This window comes from Arthrobacter sp. 135MFCol5.1, from assembly GCF_000374865.1.
In the GTDB taxonomy this organism is placed as follows: domain Bacteria; phylum Actinomycetota; class Actinomycetes; order Actinomycetales; family Micrococcaceae; genus Arthrobacter.
This window is the reverse complement of record NZ_KB895453.1, coordinates 268,675-282,798: the sequence shown is the minus strand read 5'-3', so window position 1 is coordinate 282,798 and position 14,124 is coordinate 268,675. Positions and strand designations below refer to the sequence as shown.

Below are 14,124 nucleotides of genomic sequence, written 5' to 3'. Positions count from 1 at the left end.
GTGACATCCCATCTCCTTCCCGCCACCCGCGCCGCACGCCCCGCCATCCCCGCCGCGCGGCCCGCCGTCGAGCATGTCCTGGCGGCCCGCGGCCGCGGCGGCTACCGTCAGTACCGGATCCCCGCCCTCGCCGTCACCGTCAGGGGGACACTGCTCGCGGCCTATGACGGCCGGCCCAACCTGGACGATCTCCCAAGTCCCATCGACCTGCTGATCCGGCGCAGTACGGACAGCGGGCGCACCTGGAGTGGCCAGGAAGTGGTGCGGACCGGAACCGGGCTGGAAGGATTCGGGGACCCCAGCCTGCTCGTTGACGCCGAGACCGGACGGATCTTCCTCTTCCACGCCGCCGGGACGCATGCCGGCTTCTTCGAGGCCACAGCGGGGATGGACCACCACGACCACCAGGTCCAGCATTGCGATCTCAGCATGTCCGACGACGACGGCCTGACCTGGCAGCACCGGCGCATTACGGCGGACCTCAAGGCAAGCAGCGGACGGGAGATCACGGGCATCTTCGCCGCGGCCGGCCAAGGGATCCAGGTCCACTGCGGCCCGCACCAGGGGCGGCTGGTGCAGCAGTATGTGGTGTTGAGCGGGGGCAGGATCATGGCAGCCTCGGCCTACAGCGACGACCATGGCGATACCTGGCGGCTTGGCCGGCTGATTGAGGGGACAGCCGACGGCGGCGCCCCCAACGAGAACAAGGTGGCCGCGCTCAGCGATGGCAGGCTGCTCCTGCACAGCCGGGCCACGCCGCAGCGCCTTGCGGCCGTCTCCGACGACGGCGGCCACAGCTGGAGCACGCCGGTTCCGGTCGCGGACCTTCCCGATCCCAGCGACAACGGTTCACTGGCCCGCTTCGACGGATTGCCGTCCGTCACCGGCCTCGCCGCGCCGGCCACGGATTCCTGGCTATTGGCCACCAACAACCAGGACCCCAATCTGCGCCGCAACACCGTGCTGAGCCTGTCGCCCGACGACGGCGCCACCTGGCCTGCCAAGCTGGTGCTGTGCCCGGGCAGCTCGGCGTACTCCACCGCCACCCGCCTGCCGGACGGCAACATTGGTGTGCTGTACGAACGCCAGGGCTACCGCGAGATCGTTTTTGCCTCGGTGCCGTCCGGCCAGCTCACCGGCCAGCTTTCGTCACCGGATACAGCCGGGCCCGACGCCGGCCTGCCGCCATCGGAGCCGGGCCTGGTCTTCGACATGGAGTTGCGGTCCATCACCCCGGGACTTCCCGACGTGTGGCAGAACGCCGGCGAGTTCCACGTGATGGCGCCAGGCAAAGACGGCTGGGGCGCCGAGTCGTGGAAGGAGATCGGCCAGGCCTACTCCCCCGACCAGGCCCAGGTCCTGGGCACCAGGGAGGCGCAGGACCTGAACTACGGCCCGGTCATTCCCGGGTACAAGGCCGGGGACATTCTGGCATTCACCGGAAGGGCCCGGAATGACGGCAGCCACACCGCCCGGGACGTGCGCCTGCACGGTCCGGGGGCAGGGGAGTTTCCGGCAACCGACCTCCCGCCGGGCCAGGAGGTTCTCTACTTCACGCCCACCTACACCGTGACGGCGGAGGACGTGGAACAGGATGCGTTTGAGGTTGCCTTTGCAGTGGAAGCAGCGGTGGGGGCCGGCAGGCGACAACTGTCCCGGACCTTCCGCTGCGACGTCGCGTCGGGAGCCATCACCGTGGCCGGGAGTACCGGGCGCTGAGCCGCTATTCCCCCACCAGGACCGACATGTGCCGGAGCCGCTCCACGCGTTCTTCCGGCGACAGCTGGTCAGGACCAAGCCCGACCTTGAACCCAAGGATGGGGAGCGGACCCGCTGCGGCAAGGCACCGGTCAATTTCGTGGCGGTTCAGCATGGAGCTGGGCGGGGCGCCCTGGATCTCCACTGCGGGGAGGTGCGCGTCGATCCACGCATAGCCGAAGCCGGTTTCCTCCGGCGAGCAGCCGGAAAAGACCAGGCCCTCGAGGACGCCTGCTTCACGGCCGAGCGACAGGTGTTCAACTGCCGTTTCAGGACTGCCTGATTCGATGACTGAGCGCGCCCAGTTAACGGTCACACCCACGCGCTCCAAACCTTGGTTCCGGAGCGAAACGGCGATGTCCACCTCTTCGGCAAAGGACAAGAACCCCTTCTCCGGACTTGCCCCTGGGCGTGGGGCGTCGCAGTGTTCGATCAGCACTCGCGCCGATCCCCAGTCCCACTCCAGGACTTCCTTGAGCGATTCCTCGAACCAGCGGGCGGAGGCGCCCCCGGTAGGCGCGGAATGGAGTTCAACAGCCTCCACCTCATGCCCGGCATCCTGCAGCCCGCGGGCATACTCCCGGACACCCGCCGCGAAGTCGAGGGCTTCCCGCCGGCCCGCCGTGTCAGCGGAGGCCAGGCCGAACGCCGCGTTGGCGGCCAGCCGCTGCATGGTCCCGGGGATGGCGGTGACCACCGCGGACCAGGCCTCCGGCGCCCCGGCGGGCCAGCCGGTCCCGCCATGCGGACCATAGGGAAGCTCAAGTCCGCGGATCGGGGAAATGGCAGCGAGGCCCCGGTAGAACTGCTCCTGCAGTTCGACGGGCTGGGCGGGGTAGGCGCCGACAATCAAGGACAAGGAAGCTCCATTCGCGAAGGGTATGGCGTCAGGCCAAGCGTAAATGCAAGAAACATTAGTCCACTTGACGCTGGCTGTGATGGGACTTACAGTTTTCCATACGAGCTAGGACATCCTACATCCGATAAACATCTCCTGAACGGTGAGGCCAATGAACAACATCAAGAACCTGCCGCTGGTCAATGACGCCAGCCGCCGGAACTTCCTCAAACTCGGCGGGGCCATGGGCCTGGCCGCAGCCTTTGCCAGCTCCCTGGCCGCCTGCGGTGGACCGGCCGCCACCACCAGCAGCTCAACCACCAACACCTCGCCGATCAACAAGGACCTCACCATCGAGGCCGGCATCTCTTACGCCCTCTCCACCGGCTTCGATCCCATTTCCTCCTCCGGCGCCACCCCCATGGCCGCCAACCTGCACGTCTTCGAGGGCCTGGTTGAGCTCCACCCGGCAACCCGGGAGCCCTACAACGCCCTGGCTGCAACTGATCCCAAGATGGTCAACCCCACCACCTACCAGGTGGCCATCCGCGAAGGCGCCACGTTCCACGACGGCACCCCGGTCACCGCCGAGGACGTGGTCTTCTCCTTTACCCGGGTCATGGATCCCGCCAACAAGTCCCTGTTCTCGCAGTTCATCCCGTTCATCCAGGACGTCAAGGCCCTCGACGCCAAGACCGTGGAATTCACGCTGAAGTACGCCTTCCCCGGCTTCGGACCCCGGATCTCGGTGGTAAAGGTGGTGCCCAAGGCGCTCACCAACTTCCCGGCCGGCTCGGACCAGCTGAAATCCTTCGATGCCAAGCCCGTTGGAACCGGCCCGTACAAGCTGGTTTCCGCCGTCAAGGACGACAAGATCATCTTCGAGGCGAACCAGGCCTACAACGGCCCCATGCCGGCACTGGCCAAGGGCATGACCTGGCTGCTGCTCTCCGATGCCGCCGCCCGCGTGACCGCAATGCAGTCCGGCCGGGTCCAGGCCATCGAGGACGTCCCCTACCTGGACATGCAGGGGCTCAAGTCCGCAGCCACCGTTGAATCCGTACAGTCGTTCGGCCTGCTGTTCCTGATGTTCAACTGCTCCGCCGCGCCGTTCGACAACAAGCTGGTCCGCCAGGCCCTGCACTACGGCCTGGACAAGGACTCCATCATCAAGAAAGCCCTGTTCGGCAACGCCAAGCCGGCCAGCTCCTACTTCCAGGAGGGCCACCCGGACTACGTCAAGGCCAAGAACGTCTACAGCTACGATCCCAACAAGGCTGCAGACCTCCTCAAGCAGGCCGGCGTCTCCAGCCTGGAGTTCGAGCTCCTCACCACGGACACCGCGTGGGTCAAGGACGTTGCTCCCCTGATGCTGGAATCCTGGAACAAGATCCCCGGTGTCAAGGTGACCCTCAAGAACCTGCAGTCCGGCGCCTTGTATACGGACCGCGTCGGCAAAGGCGACTACAAGGTGGTTGCGGCGCCAGGCGATCCGTCCGTCTTCGGCAACGACGCAGACCTCTTGCTGAGCTGGTTCTACGCCGGTGACACCTGGATGAAGAACCGCGCCTACTGGGGCTCGACGCCTGAGCGTGCCCAGCTCGTGGACCTCATGACCAAGGCCGGCCAGTCGTCCAAGGATGACGCCAAGAAGCTCACCGGGCAGATCGTGGACCTGGTCTCCGAAGAGGTGCCCCTCTACCCGCTGTTCCACCGCCAGCTTCCCAGCGCCTGGGATGCAAAGAAGCTCAGCGGCTTCAAGCCCCTTCCCACCACCGGAGTTTCCTTCGTTGGTGTGGGCCGCACCGCCTAGCCACACCAACCGGAGACTACATTGACCACGATATTGCGCCTCCTGGGCCGGAGGCTGGCAGCCCTGCCGCTGATGGTCCTGGGCATCACCTTGCTCGTGTTCCTCGTCCTGCAGGCCGCTCCCGGCGACCAGGCGAGCAGCGCCCTGGGCGAAGGGGCCAGCGAGGAAGCGAAAGAGCAGTACCGGCAGGCGAACGGCCTGAACGATCCGCTGCTGCTGCAGTACTTCCGCTTCCTTGGAAAACTCCTCCAGCTCGACCTCGGAGTCACCACTCCGCCGGCGAAATCCGTGGCAAGCATGATCGGCTCAGCCTTCCCCCTGACGCTGCAGCTGACGTTCCTGGGCGTCATCATCGCGGTCGTGGTCTCGCTGGTCTTCGGCATCATCGGCGCCTTGTACCGGGACAAATGGCAGGACCAGCTGGTGCGGGTCTTCTCCATCGCCGCGGTGGCAACGCCGTCGTTCTGGCTGGGCATCCTGCTGATCCAGTGGTTCGCCCTTGGTCCGGCGCCGCTGTTCCCGTCCGGCGGCATTGCCACCCCGGAATCCGGTTTCGGCGGCTGGCTCAACTCGATGGCGCTGCCCGCCCTGGCACTGGGCATCCCGGTCTCGGCTTCCCTCATCAGGGTGGTCCGCACCTCCATGGTGGAGGAGCTGGACCGGGACTATGTCCGCACCGCCATCGGCAACGGCGTCCCGTACCGGGAAGTGGTCTCCAGGAACGTGCTCCGCAACGCCCTGGTCACTCCGGTCACCGTGCTGGGACTGCGGATCGGCTACCTGCTGGGCGGCGCCGTCGTCATTGAAATGATCTTTGCGCTGCCCGGCATGGGCCAGCTGATCCTCAACGGCATCACCAACCTTGACGTGAACCTGGTGCAGGGCGTGGTCCTGACCATTTCCGTGACTTTCGTCCTGGTGAACATTGCCGTGGACCTCCTCTACCTGCTCATCAACCCCCGAATCAGGACCGTGTGACCCATGCGCAGCAAACTCGCTGAACGTCTGAGCGCCCCCGGACTTCGCTTCAAGGCCCTGCCCTGGGGCTCCCGCCTGGCCCTCTCCTTCCTGGTGGTGATCGCCCTCGCGGCCGTCTTCGCCCCGGTCCTGGCACCGCACGACCCGCTGGAGACCTTCCTGCCGGCCACGCCTCCCGGCGCCGAGCACTTCTTCGGCACCGACCGGCTGGGCCGCGACATCTTCTCCCGCCTGCTCTACGGTTCCCAGTCCTCGCTGATGATCGGCCTGGGCGCCGTGGCACTGGCGGTCCTCGCCGGCGCGTTCCTCGGCTCGCTCGCCGCGACGTCCAGCAAGGCCGTGAACGAACTGCTCATGCGCCTCATGGACATCCTCATGGCGTTCCCGGGCATCGCCCTGGCGGCGGTCCTGCTGGCGGCATTCGGCAACTCGGTGCCCACCATCATCGTGGCCATCGCCATCATCTACACCCCGCAGCTGGCCCGGGTGGTCCGCGCCAACGTGCTCGCCCAGTACGGCGAGGACTACGTCCGGGCGGAACGGGTCATCGGCGCCGGCCGCTTCTACATCCTGGCCAAGCACATCGTGCGCAACACCGCGGCCCCCGTCCTGGTGTTCGCCACGGTGATGGTGGCCGACGCGATCATCCTCGAAGCCTCGCTGTCCTTCCTGGGCGCCGGCGTGCAGGATCCGGCCCCGTCGTGGGGCAATGTGATCTCCTACGGCCGCAACCTGGTCCTCTCCGGCGGGTGGTGGGCCACCACTTTCGCCGGCCTCACCATCCTGCTGACCGTGCTGGCGCTGAACATCCTGGCCGAAGGACTCACCGATGCCATGGTGAACCCGCGGCTCCGCAAGGCACCTGCGGTGAAGGACGACGACGGCGCCGCGGCATCGGTGGCCGGCGCGGCTGTCGCCGCGGTGGACACCGAGGTGGCCACCTCGGTTGCGCAACCCTCAGTCGTGGAGGAACACGAGCTCGACGGCGTCCGCGAGGCAACAACTGCGAATGCCGGCGAGCGCGAGCTGGCCCATTCCGCCCTGCTGACCGACCGCCGCGCGGCGGCCGCCACCCCGCACGCCCTGCTGGACCGCGAGCTGGAACTCCTCGCCGCCGTCGAGGCCACCCGCACCGACCGGCTGCCCCAGGTTCCCGCCAACACCCGCACCGTCCTGGAAGTCAGGAACCTGTCCATCCGGTTCCCCGGCCGCTTCGGTGACACAGCCATCGTGGACAACGTATCCTTCACCGTCCGCGAAGGCGAAACCATGGGCCTGGTGGGTGAATCCGGCTGCGGCAAGTCCATCACGTCGCTGGCCATCATGGGCCTGCTGCCCAAGACAGCGAAGATCACCGGTTCCATCACCTTCGACGGCAAGGAACTGCTGGATCCAAAAACCGGGCACAGCAACGTCAAGGCCTACCAGGGGCTTCGCGGCGAACAGATCGCCATGGTCTACCAGGACGCGCTCAGCTCGCTGAACCCGTCCATGAAGATCAAGGACCAGATGACGCAGCTGACCCGCCGCGGCGGCCGGAAGACACCGGCCGAACTGCTGGAGATGGTCAAACTGGACCCCGTCCGCACCCTGGCCAGCTATCCCCACGAGCTCTCGGGCGGCCAGCGCCAGCGCGTCCTGATCGCCATGGCGCTCTCCCGCTCGCCCAAGATCGTGGTGGCAGACGAACCAACCACCGCGCTGGACGTTACCGTCCAGAAGCAGGTGGTGGACCTGCTCAACGAACTGCGGGAGCAGCTGGGCTTCGCCATGGTGTTCGTCAGCCACGACCTGGCGCTGGTGGCCTCGCTGGCCCACCGGATCACGGTGATGTACGCCGGCCAGGTGGTTGAATCCGCCCGCGCCTCCGAACTGCTGCGGAACCCGAAACACGAATACACCCGCGGCCTGCTGGGTGCCGTGCTCTCCATCGAAGCGGACGCTGCCCGCCTCCACCAGATCCCCGGCACCGTGCCTTCGCCCCAGGATTTCGCCAGCGGCGACCGCTTCGCACCCCGGTCGCTGCGCAGCGATGCCGACCCCAACCAGGCACTGGTCCTCACCGCCGTGGGCGGGGACTCGGACCATTACTGGGCCAGCCACCTTAAGGAGGACGCCAAGTGAGCGTATCCACCGGCAAACCGGTCATCGAACTCAAGGACGTAAAGGTCCATCACCGCGCACGCACCGGGGGGCTCTTCCGGCCCAACATCGTCAAGGCCGTCAACGGGGTTGACTTCACCATCAGCCGCGGCGAAACGGTGGGCATCGTTGGCGAATCCGGGTGCGGCAAGTCCACCCTGGCCTCGGTCCTGGTGGGGCTGCAGGCGCCCACATCCGGCGAGGTGCTGTTCCACGGCAAACCGGCCATCAAACGCGACGCCGCCATGCGAAAGGAGTTTGGCCGCGCCGTCTCCGTCGTCTTCCAGGACCCCGCCACGGCACTGAACCCGCGCATGACCATCCAGGACATCCTGACCGACCCGCTCCAGGTCCACGGCATCGGCAACGCCGCGTCCCGGGCCGCCAAAGTCAAGGAACTCCTGGCGCTGGTAGGGCTGCCAGCCTCCGCGGCGGAAGTAACGCCGTCGCAGGTTTCCGGCGGGCAACGCCAGCGTGTTGCCATCGCCAGGGCCTTGGCCCTGGACCCGGACATCATCGTTGCCGACGAACCCACCTCGGCGCTGGACGTGTCCGTCCGCGCCCAGGTGCTGAACCTGCTCTCGGACCTGAAGACCCAACTGAACCTGGGCATGGTGTTCATCTCCCACGACATCCAGACCGTCCGGTACGTTTCCGACCGCATCTGCGTCATGTACTTCGGCGAAATCGTGGAGGAAGGACCGGCGGCCCAGGTGTTCGACACCCCCCGGAACGACTACACCCGCAAACTCCTCGGTGCCGCGCCCAGTTTGCTGCACACCTGAAATTTTCAACCCGACCTCTTACAACCACGCATTGGAGTTTTCCGTGTCTTCCCAGTTCTCGGGCGTCATTCCCCCTGTCGTCACCCCCCGCCACGCAGACGGCAGCATCGACACCGCCTCGCTGCAGAACCTCACCAAGCACCTGCTCGACGGCGGCGTGTCCGGGCTCTTCGTCCTGGGCTCCTCAGCGGAGGTGCCTTACATGACCAACGCCGAACGCGCACAGGTGGTCAGCACCATCGCCGAGGCGAATTCTGCTGCTGGCGCAGCCCGCGTGCCGCTGATCGTGGGCGCCAACGAACAGACCACCAACCGCGTCATCGAGGAAGCCAAGCGGGTGGTGGACCTTGGCGCGGATGCCATCGTGGTCACCTCCATGTACTACGCGATCGGCAACGCCGAGGAAACCGAAACGCATTTCCGGAGCATCCATGCAGCCGTTGACGCCCCGGTCTTCGCCTACGACGTCCCCGTGCGCACCCATTTCAAGCTCCCCACCGACCTGCTGGTCCGGCTGGGCCGCGACGGCGTCATCGCCGGCGTCAAGGACTCCTCCGGGGACGACGTCGCCTTCCGCCAGCTCCTGCTCGCCGCCCGTGGCATCGACAACTTCGACATCTTCACCGGACACGAAGTGGTGGTGGACGGTGCCCTGCTCGGCGGCGCACAAGGTGTTGTTCCGGGCCTGGGCAACGTGGATCCCCGCGGCTACCGCAACCTGGTGGACGCTGCAGCTTCCGGCGACTGGGCGAAAGCCGCCGCCGAACAAGACCGCCTGGCCGACCTCTTCGAGATCGTCTACACCCCCAACGGACGAGTCTCCGGAGGGGCGGCCGGGTTGGGTGCCTTCAAGACGGCGCTGCAGCTCATGGGCGTCATCGAATCCAACACCATGAGCGCACCCATGCAGGCGTTGAACGAAGAAGAGACCACCGCGATCAAGGTCATCCTCGAACGCAACGGCCTGGTGTAAAACGCTGGTGATGTACGCCGTTGGTGTTGATCTTGGCGGTACCAAGACTGCAGCGGGAGTGGTCTCTGCCGCGGGGGAGGTCCTGTTTTCGGAGACCATCCCCACGCTGAACCGTGACGGCGGGTCCGCCATCCTCGATGCCACTGCTGCGCTGGTTACCGCGTTGATTGGCCGGGCCCGCAAAGAGGGCCTGGCCGTGTCGGGGGTTGGAATCGGCTCCGCCGGTGTGATCGATTCCGCCCGCGGCGTGGTGGTCTCGGCCACGGATGCCATCCAGGGCTGGGCCGGGACGGCACTGACCGCAGGCCTGGCCGCCCGGCTGGACCTGCCGGCGTCGTCCGTCCGGGCAGTGAACGATGTCCACGCCCACGCCCTGGGTGAGGCCTGGATCGGAGCGGCCGCAGGGACTGCAAGTTCGTTGCTGGTGGCGTTCGGCACGGGCGTGGGCGGCAGTTTCGTGGTGGACGGCCGGCCCGTCCTGGGACACCGGCATGCCGGCGGCCATGTGGGCCATTTCGCCTCACCGCACGCCTTTCACGGGGGCGTTGCGCTGGCGTGCGTCTGCGGCGGGTCAGGGCACGTCGAAGCGATCGCCTCCGGCCCGGCCGTCCTGGAGGCCTACCTCCGGCTGGGTGGCACCGCCCCTGCCCGCGACGCCCGCGGCGTCTTCGCCCTGGCCGGCGCCGGCGACTCCACTGCCGCCAGGGCCATCCACGCCTCCGCTGCGGCCGCCGGCCAGGCGGTGGGCGGCCTGGCCAACATCCTCGATCCCGAAATCGTTGTGGTCTCCGGCGGCCTGGCCGATGCCGGGGAGCGGTGGTGGGAGCCCATGCGGGTAGCGCTCCGGGCCGAACTGCTGCCGGCGCTGGGAGACCTGCCGGTGGTACCCGCGGCCCTGGGCAATGCCGCTGCCCTTGTGGGCGCGGCCCGCCTGGTTCTTCTGCCCCTCCACACCAGCCAAGGAAGCACTCCATGATCCTGTCCCCCGAAGCCTTGGAATCCCTGCGGGGCCGGCTCATCGTGTCCTGCCAGGCCTACCCCGGCGAACCCATGCGGGATCCCCGCACCACCGCCCAGGTGGCTGCCTCCGCCGTGATCGGCGGCGCCGCGGCGGTCCGCGTGCAAGGCCTGGCCGATATCCAGTACACGCGCGCCGCCGTCGAGGTTCCGGTCATTGGGCTCTGGAAAGACGGGCATGACGGGGTCTTCATCACACCCACGTTCAGGCACGCCCTGGCCGTGGCCAACGCCGGCGCCCACGTGGTGGCGGTGGACGGGACCCGCCGTGACCGGCCGGACGGCCTGACCCTGGCGCAGACTGTCGCCGGGATCCACCAGGAATCCCACGCCCTGGTCATGGCGGACTGTGGTTCGCTCCAGGATGCCGCCGCCGCCGTCGAGGCCGGTGCGGACCTCATCGGCACCACCTTGGCCGGTTACACCGGCGGGCGCCCCAAGACCGCCGGCCCGGACCTGGAGTTGCTGGCGGATATCGCAGCGGCTGGTTTCGGTGTCCCGCTGATCGCCGAGGGCCGTGTCCATTCGCCGGCGCAAGCCCGGCAGGCCCTCGACGCCGGCGCCTTCGCGGTGGTGGTGGGCACGGCCATAACGCACCCCGCCACCCTCACCGGCTGGTTCGTGGACGCCTTGGCCTAACCGCGGCTAACCGGTCTTTTGCAACGTTGCGTTGCGGGTCAGCAGTTCGGGAGCTTGGGGCTGCCGCGGTTCAGTGAAGGGCATGACCAGCAGGTTGCGGTGCAGGGTGACCCAGCCGTCCCGTTCCATCGGGCCGTGATCAAACTGGTCGGGGACAAAGAGAATGTCCCTGCCGTCGGGGTCCTGCACTTCCGCCAGGATGTCCCGGCCGTCGGGGATGTAGTCGCAGGCCTCCCAGTAGGACACCTGGTCCAGGTCATACTTCCCCACCAGGCATGCGACGCCTGACGTCCTGGCCGGCGCGGCGTAGTAGGTCATGGACTCATAGGAGGCGAGCTTCCGGGATTCACGGATGACCGCTTCGCCGTCCTCGTCCTGGATGGCCGGGATGGCGTCGCTCTTGGTCAGCTGCCGTTCCAGCACTGCCATGGTCCCGGGCGTTGCCATCAGGAAGTGCGTGTAAATAAGCCAAAGACCCGCGCAGGTACCCACGCCCACCACGGCGGAGAGGGTGATGATGAGTTTCCAGAACAACGTCAACGGTTGCGCCTGCCGTTTGGCGTTCATGGATGCCCGCGGCCGAGGTCTCCGTGCGCCGGAGGCACGGCTGTGACGGACTCGGTGATATTCAAGCGCTGCCCCCTCAGGCTGTTGATCTTCCTGCACGCTACACCGTGCAGGCGGGCGCCCTTTTGCTTTGCCTTCGTGTCGCAGCCTTCGCCGTCGTGCCGCAGCAGCGGTCCGAGGGGCAGGATCCTGTGGTGGCGGCCGGGACACGCAGGGACGGTCCTAGACGCCAACAGCCTCCCGGGGAACGCGCACGGGAACCTGGCCGCTACCGGGAGCCAGCAGTGCTGCCGCGGCTTCGTCTGCCACCACCGTCACGTGCTGGTGGAGTTGCAGCGCGGATGCGGGGCAGTCCTCCGAGACCTCGCCGTGCAGGGCGCGGGCGAGGATGCCGGCTTTGTCAGTTCCGGCCACCATCAGGAGCAAGTGCCGTGCCTCGAGGATGGTTCCGAGTCCCTGCGTGATGCACCGGCGCGGCACGTCGGATTCGGACGTGAAGTACCGGGCGTTGGCGGCGCGCGTGCGTTCGGCCAGGACTTCCACCCGGGTGCGGGAGGAGAAGGCGGATCCGGGTTCGTTGAAGGCAAGATGTCCGTTGTGCCCGATGCCCAGGAGTTGCACGTCCACCCCGCCGGCAGCACGAATGGCAGCGTCGTAGTCCTCGGCTGCCTGCCGGGGGTCCGCCGCGTTGCCGGCGGGTACCCGAACGAGCGCCGGGTCCATTCCCAGCCGTTCGGTCACTTCCCGCCGCACCACCTCGCCATAGCTCTGCGGGTGTCCGGCAGGCAGCCCGACGTACTCGTCCAGGGCGAATGCGCAAACCCCGGACATGTCCAGCCGGTGCCCCGCGAGGGCTGCGTAGGCAGGAAGCGGAGAGCCTCCGGTCGCCACGCCCAGCACGGCGTCTGGCTTGGAGCGGACGACGGCGGCAAGAATCCCGGCGGCGACCACACCGGTGGCGGCGGCATCGGGAACGACAAAGATTTCCAAGGCTGGGCTTTCTCGTAAGGAAGGACTGAAGCAGGGCATGCGGCAGCCGGGCCGGTCGGCGTAGGGCCGCCTGCCGCGGAAGCGTGGTGGATCCGGGTTTGCGCCGCTAGGCGGACGCGACGTCCTTGAGTTTTTGGCGGATGCCGTCGAAGTGGCGCTGCAGACGTTCCGCCGCGAGCGCCTTGTCCCGGTTGGCCACGGCCTCGTAGATGTCCCAGTGGATCCTGGCCTGTTCCTCCAGGTTGACCGGCCCCGATCCCAGGGCCTCATGGATCTGCCGGTAGACCTGCCAAAACACATCCATGAGATTGATCAGGAGTTCGTTGTTCAGGGGGGCATAGAGCTTCCGGTGGAATTCCGCGTCGTGCTCGGCCAGCGGCTCACCTTGGGCTGCGGCGGCCTGCATGGCCTCCATCGAGGACTTCAGGTCCGCGAGGTGTTCCTCCGTCAGCAGGTCGATGGCTGAACCAATCAGCCCTGACTCGAGGGCCTGGCGCACGTCGATGAGCTCCATGGCTTCTTCGCCCTTGTGCCGAAGGGACAGCCGGCCGCGGAACGTCAGTCCGGAAACCAGGGCGCTGAAGTTGTTGGGTGCCACGAACATGCCAAAGCCATGGCGGATTTCGATGACGCCGAGGGCTTGGAGGACCTTGAGGGATTCCCGGACGGTGTTCCGCCCGACGCCGAGCTCTGCGGACAGCTCGCTCTCGGTGGGCAGCGCATCGCCAACGTCCAGGCCACGTTCCAGGATGAGCTCCATGATTCGGGTCTGGAGGGCATGGGACCGGATTTGTGCACTGAACCTTGCGGGCGGTACCGCTGCGGATGCTACTGTCACGTCATCTCCTTTGACCGCACCGGGCGGCGGCCTCTCGTCTTCCATTAGTGTACAGGAGATGGGACGTCCTTCGTCTTATTTCGTTCATGCTTCCGGGAGCACGCACCACAGACCACCTTCGCCTCATGGTGCCCCGCGCAGAATTGATCCGATCTTGAGGCAAATCTTGCACCCCCTAGACATTTGAGGTCCACGCTGGAGGTATCAGACAAAACCAGCTTGGGGAGCAGGAAGTCATGGGAACCAAGACAGCATTGGACAACGAAGTCACCACAGTCGGAGGCGTGCTGACCGACCTCCAGCCGCTGGATTTCCACACTTTGGGGCTGGCCGGATGCATCGACCGGCTCACGGCACCGCTTCGCCAGCACGGAATTACGGTCCACTGGGATACTCCGCACTGGGGCATCGAGATCCCGGCGGACTGTGCCTCCCTGCTGTACCAGTCGGCCCGGGAAGCCCTCAGCAACGCCTTTAAGTTCTCCGGCGCATCCACAGTGACCGGCCAGCTGCTGGCCGTTGACCACGGGATCCGCCTGGTGGTGGCCGACGACGGTGCGGGCTTTGACCGGGACGCCGCCACGTGCGGGCGGCACCACGGGTACGGGCTGCGGCTGATGGCGGTGGCCGTCCAGGAAGCCGGCGGCACAGTGGAGATCACATCCACACCGGGCAGCGGCACCAGCGTGACGGTAACCCTGCCGCTGGACTAACAAGCTCGGATGGCCGCCGTCGCTGGGACGGCGGCCATCCGTATTCACGCCCGCGGCAGGACGCCAGCGTGAA

General features: G+C 67.0%; 13 protein-coding genes. 9 read left to right on the top strand and 4 right to left on the bottom strand.

Going from position 1 to position 14,124, the window contains the following annotated elements; translation table 11 throughout:
- Positions 1 to 1,719 (top strand): sialidase family protein, encoded by a 1,719-nt coding sequence (locus C563_RS0104890; protein WP_018760920.1) that lies wholly within the window; start codon positions 1 to 3, stop codon positions 1,717 to 1,719.
- A gap of 4 nt (positions 1,720 to 1,723) precedes the next feature.
- Here C563_RS0104890 and C563_RS0104885 read toward each other — a convergent pair whose 3' ends face one another.
- Positions 1,724 to 2,617 (bottom strand): DUF4862 family protein, encoded by an 894-nt coding sequence (locus C563_RS0104885; RefSeq protein ID WP_018760919.1) that lies wholly within the window; start codon positions 2,615 to 2,617, stop codon positions 1,724 to 1,726.
- Positions 2,618 to 2,768: 151 nt separating this feature from the next.
- Between C563_RS0104885 and C563_RS0104880 the strand changes: the two genes are divergently transcribed.
- From C563_RS0104880 to C563_RS0104850, 7 genes are read left to right on the top strand one after another with little or no spacing between them, the layout of a single operon-like run.
- Positions 2,769 to 4,409, top strand: a complete 1,641-nt coding sequence (locus C563_RS0104880) for an ABC transporter substrate-binding protein (RefSeq protein ID WP_018760918.1) — start codon at positions 2,769 to 2,771, stop codon at positions 4,407 to 4,409.
- 21 nt (positions 4,410 to 4,430) lie between these two features.
- A complete protein-coding gene (locus C563_RS0104875) occupies positions 4,431 to 5,387 on the top strand; it encodes an ABC transporter permease (protein ID WP_043423759.1) in 957 nt (318 codons plus the stop codon).
- A gap of 3 nt (positions 5,388 to 5,390) precedes the next feature.
- Positions 5,391 to 7,511: a dipeptide/oligopeptide/nickel ABC transporter permease/ATP-binding protein gene (locus tag C563_RS0104870; protein ID WP_018760916.1), complete on the top strand. Its 2,121-nt coding sequence runs from the start codon at positions 5,391 to 5,393 to the stop codon at positions 7,509 to 7,511.
- Positions 7,508 to 8,314 carry an ATP-binding cassette domain-containing protein gene (locus C563_RS0104865; RefSeq protein WP_018760915.1) on the top strand — a complete coding sequence of 269 codons (807 nt, stop codon included), beginning with the start codon at positions 7,508 to 7,510 and terminating at the stop codon, positions 8,312 to 8,314. The genes C563_RS0104870 and C563_RS0104865 overlap by 4 nt, the downstream gene beginning before the upstream one ends.
- A 43-nt stretch (positions 8,315 to 8,357) precedes the next feature.
- On the top strand, positions 8,358 to 9,287 hold the full coding sequence (locus C563_RS0104860; RefSeq protein WP_018760914.1) for a dihydrodipicolinate synthase family protein: 930 nt from the start codon (positions 8,358 to 8,360) through the stop codon (positions 9,285 to 9,287).
- A gap of 10 nt (positions 9,288 to 9,297) precedes the next feature.
- Positions 9,298 to 10,263: an ROK family protein gene (locus tag C563_RS0104855; RefSeq protein ID WP_018760913.1), complete on the top strand. Its 966-nt coding sequence runs from the start codon at positions 9,298 to 9,300 to the stop codon at positions 10,261 to 10,263.
- Positions 10,260 to 10,943, top strand: coding sequence for an N-acetylmannosamine-6-phosphate 2-epimerase (locus C563_RS0104850; protein ID WP_018760912.1), 684 nt, complete (start codon positions 10,260 to 10,262; stop codon positions 10,941 to 10,943). The genes C563_RS0104855 and C563_RS0104850 overlap by 4 nt, the downstream gene beginning before the upstream one ends.
- A gap of 6 nt (positions 10,944 to 10,949) precedes the next feature.
- Here the strand turns inward: C563_RS0104850 and C563_RS0104845 are convergent, their stop codons facing one another.
- The 3 genes from C563_RS0104845 to C563_RS0104835 all read right to left on the bottom strand — a co-directional run bounded on the left by C563_RS0104845 (position 10,950) and on the right by C563_RS0104835 (position 13,338).
- Entirely contained in the window at positions 10,950 to 11,510 is a 561-nt protein-coding gene (locus C563_RS0104845) for a hypothetical protein (protein ID WP_018760911.1), read from the bottom strand.
- A gap of 222 nt (positions 11,511 to 11,732) precedes the next feature.
- A complete protein-coding gene (locus tag C563_RS0104840; RefSeq protein WP_018760910.1) occupies positions 11,733 to 12,500 on the bottom strand; it encodes a glucosamine-6-phosphate deaminase in 768 nt (255 codons plus the stop codon).
- 106 nt (positions 12,501 to 12,606) lie between these two features.
- Positions 12,607 to 13,338 carry a FadR/GntR family transcriptional regulator gene (locus C563_RS0104835; RefSeq protein WP_018760909.1) on the bottom strand — a complete coding sequence of 244 codons (732 nt, stop codon included), beginning with the start codon at positions 13,336 to 13,338 and terminating at the stop codon, positions 12,607 to 12,609.
- 236 nt (positions 13,339 to 13,574) lie between these two features.
- On the opposite strand from C563_RS0104835, the gene C563_RS0104830 reads away from it, so the two are divergent.
- Positions 13,575 to 14,051 (top strand): sensor histidine kinase, encoded by a 477-nt coding sequence (locus tag C563_RS0104830; protein ID WP_018760908.1) that lies wholly within the window; start codon positions 13,575 to 13,577, stop codon positions 14,049 to 14,051.
- Positions 14,052 to 14,124: the final 73 nt, after the last annotated feature.

Coding starts and splice junctions, on each gene's coding strand:
- C563_RS0104880 (WP_018760918.1), top strand. CDS start 2,769: ATGAACAACATCAAGAACCTGCCGCTGGTCAATGACGCCAGCCGCCGG.
- C563_RS0104870 (WP_018760916.1), top strand. CDS start 5,391: ATGCGCAGCAAACTCGCTGAACGTCTGAGCGCCCCCGGACTTCGCTTC.
- C563_RS0104855 (WP_018760913.1), top strand. CDS start 9,298: ATGTACGCCGTTGGTGTTGATCTTGGCGGTACCAAGACTGCAGCGGGA.
- C563_RS0104850 (WP_018760912.1), top strand. CDS start 10,260: ATGATCCTGTCCCCCGAAGCCTTGGAATCCCTGCGGGGCCGGCTCATC.
- C563_RS0104845 (WP_018760911.1), bottom strand. CDS start 11,510: ATGAACGCCAAACGGCAGGCGCAACCGTTGACGTTGTTCTGGAAACTC.
- C563_RS0104830 (WP_018760908.1), top strand. CDS start 13,575: ATGGGAACCAAGACAGCATTGGACAACGAAGTCACCACAGTCGGAGGC.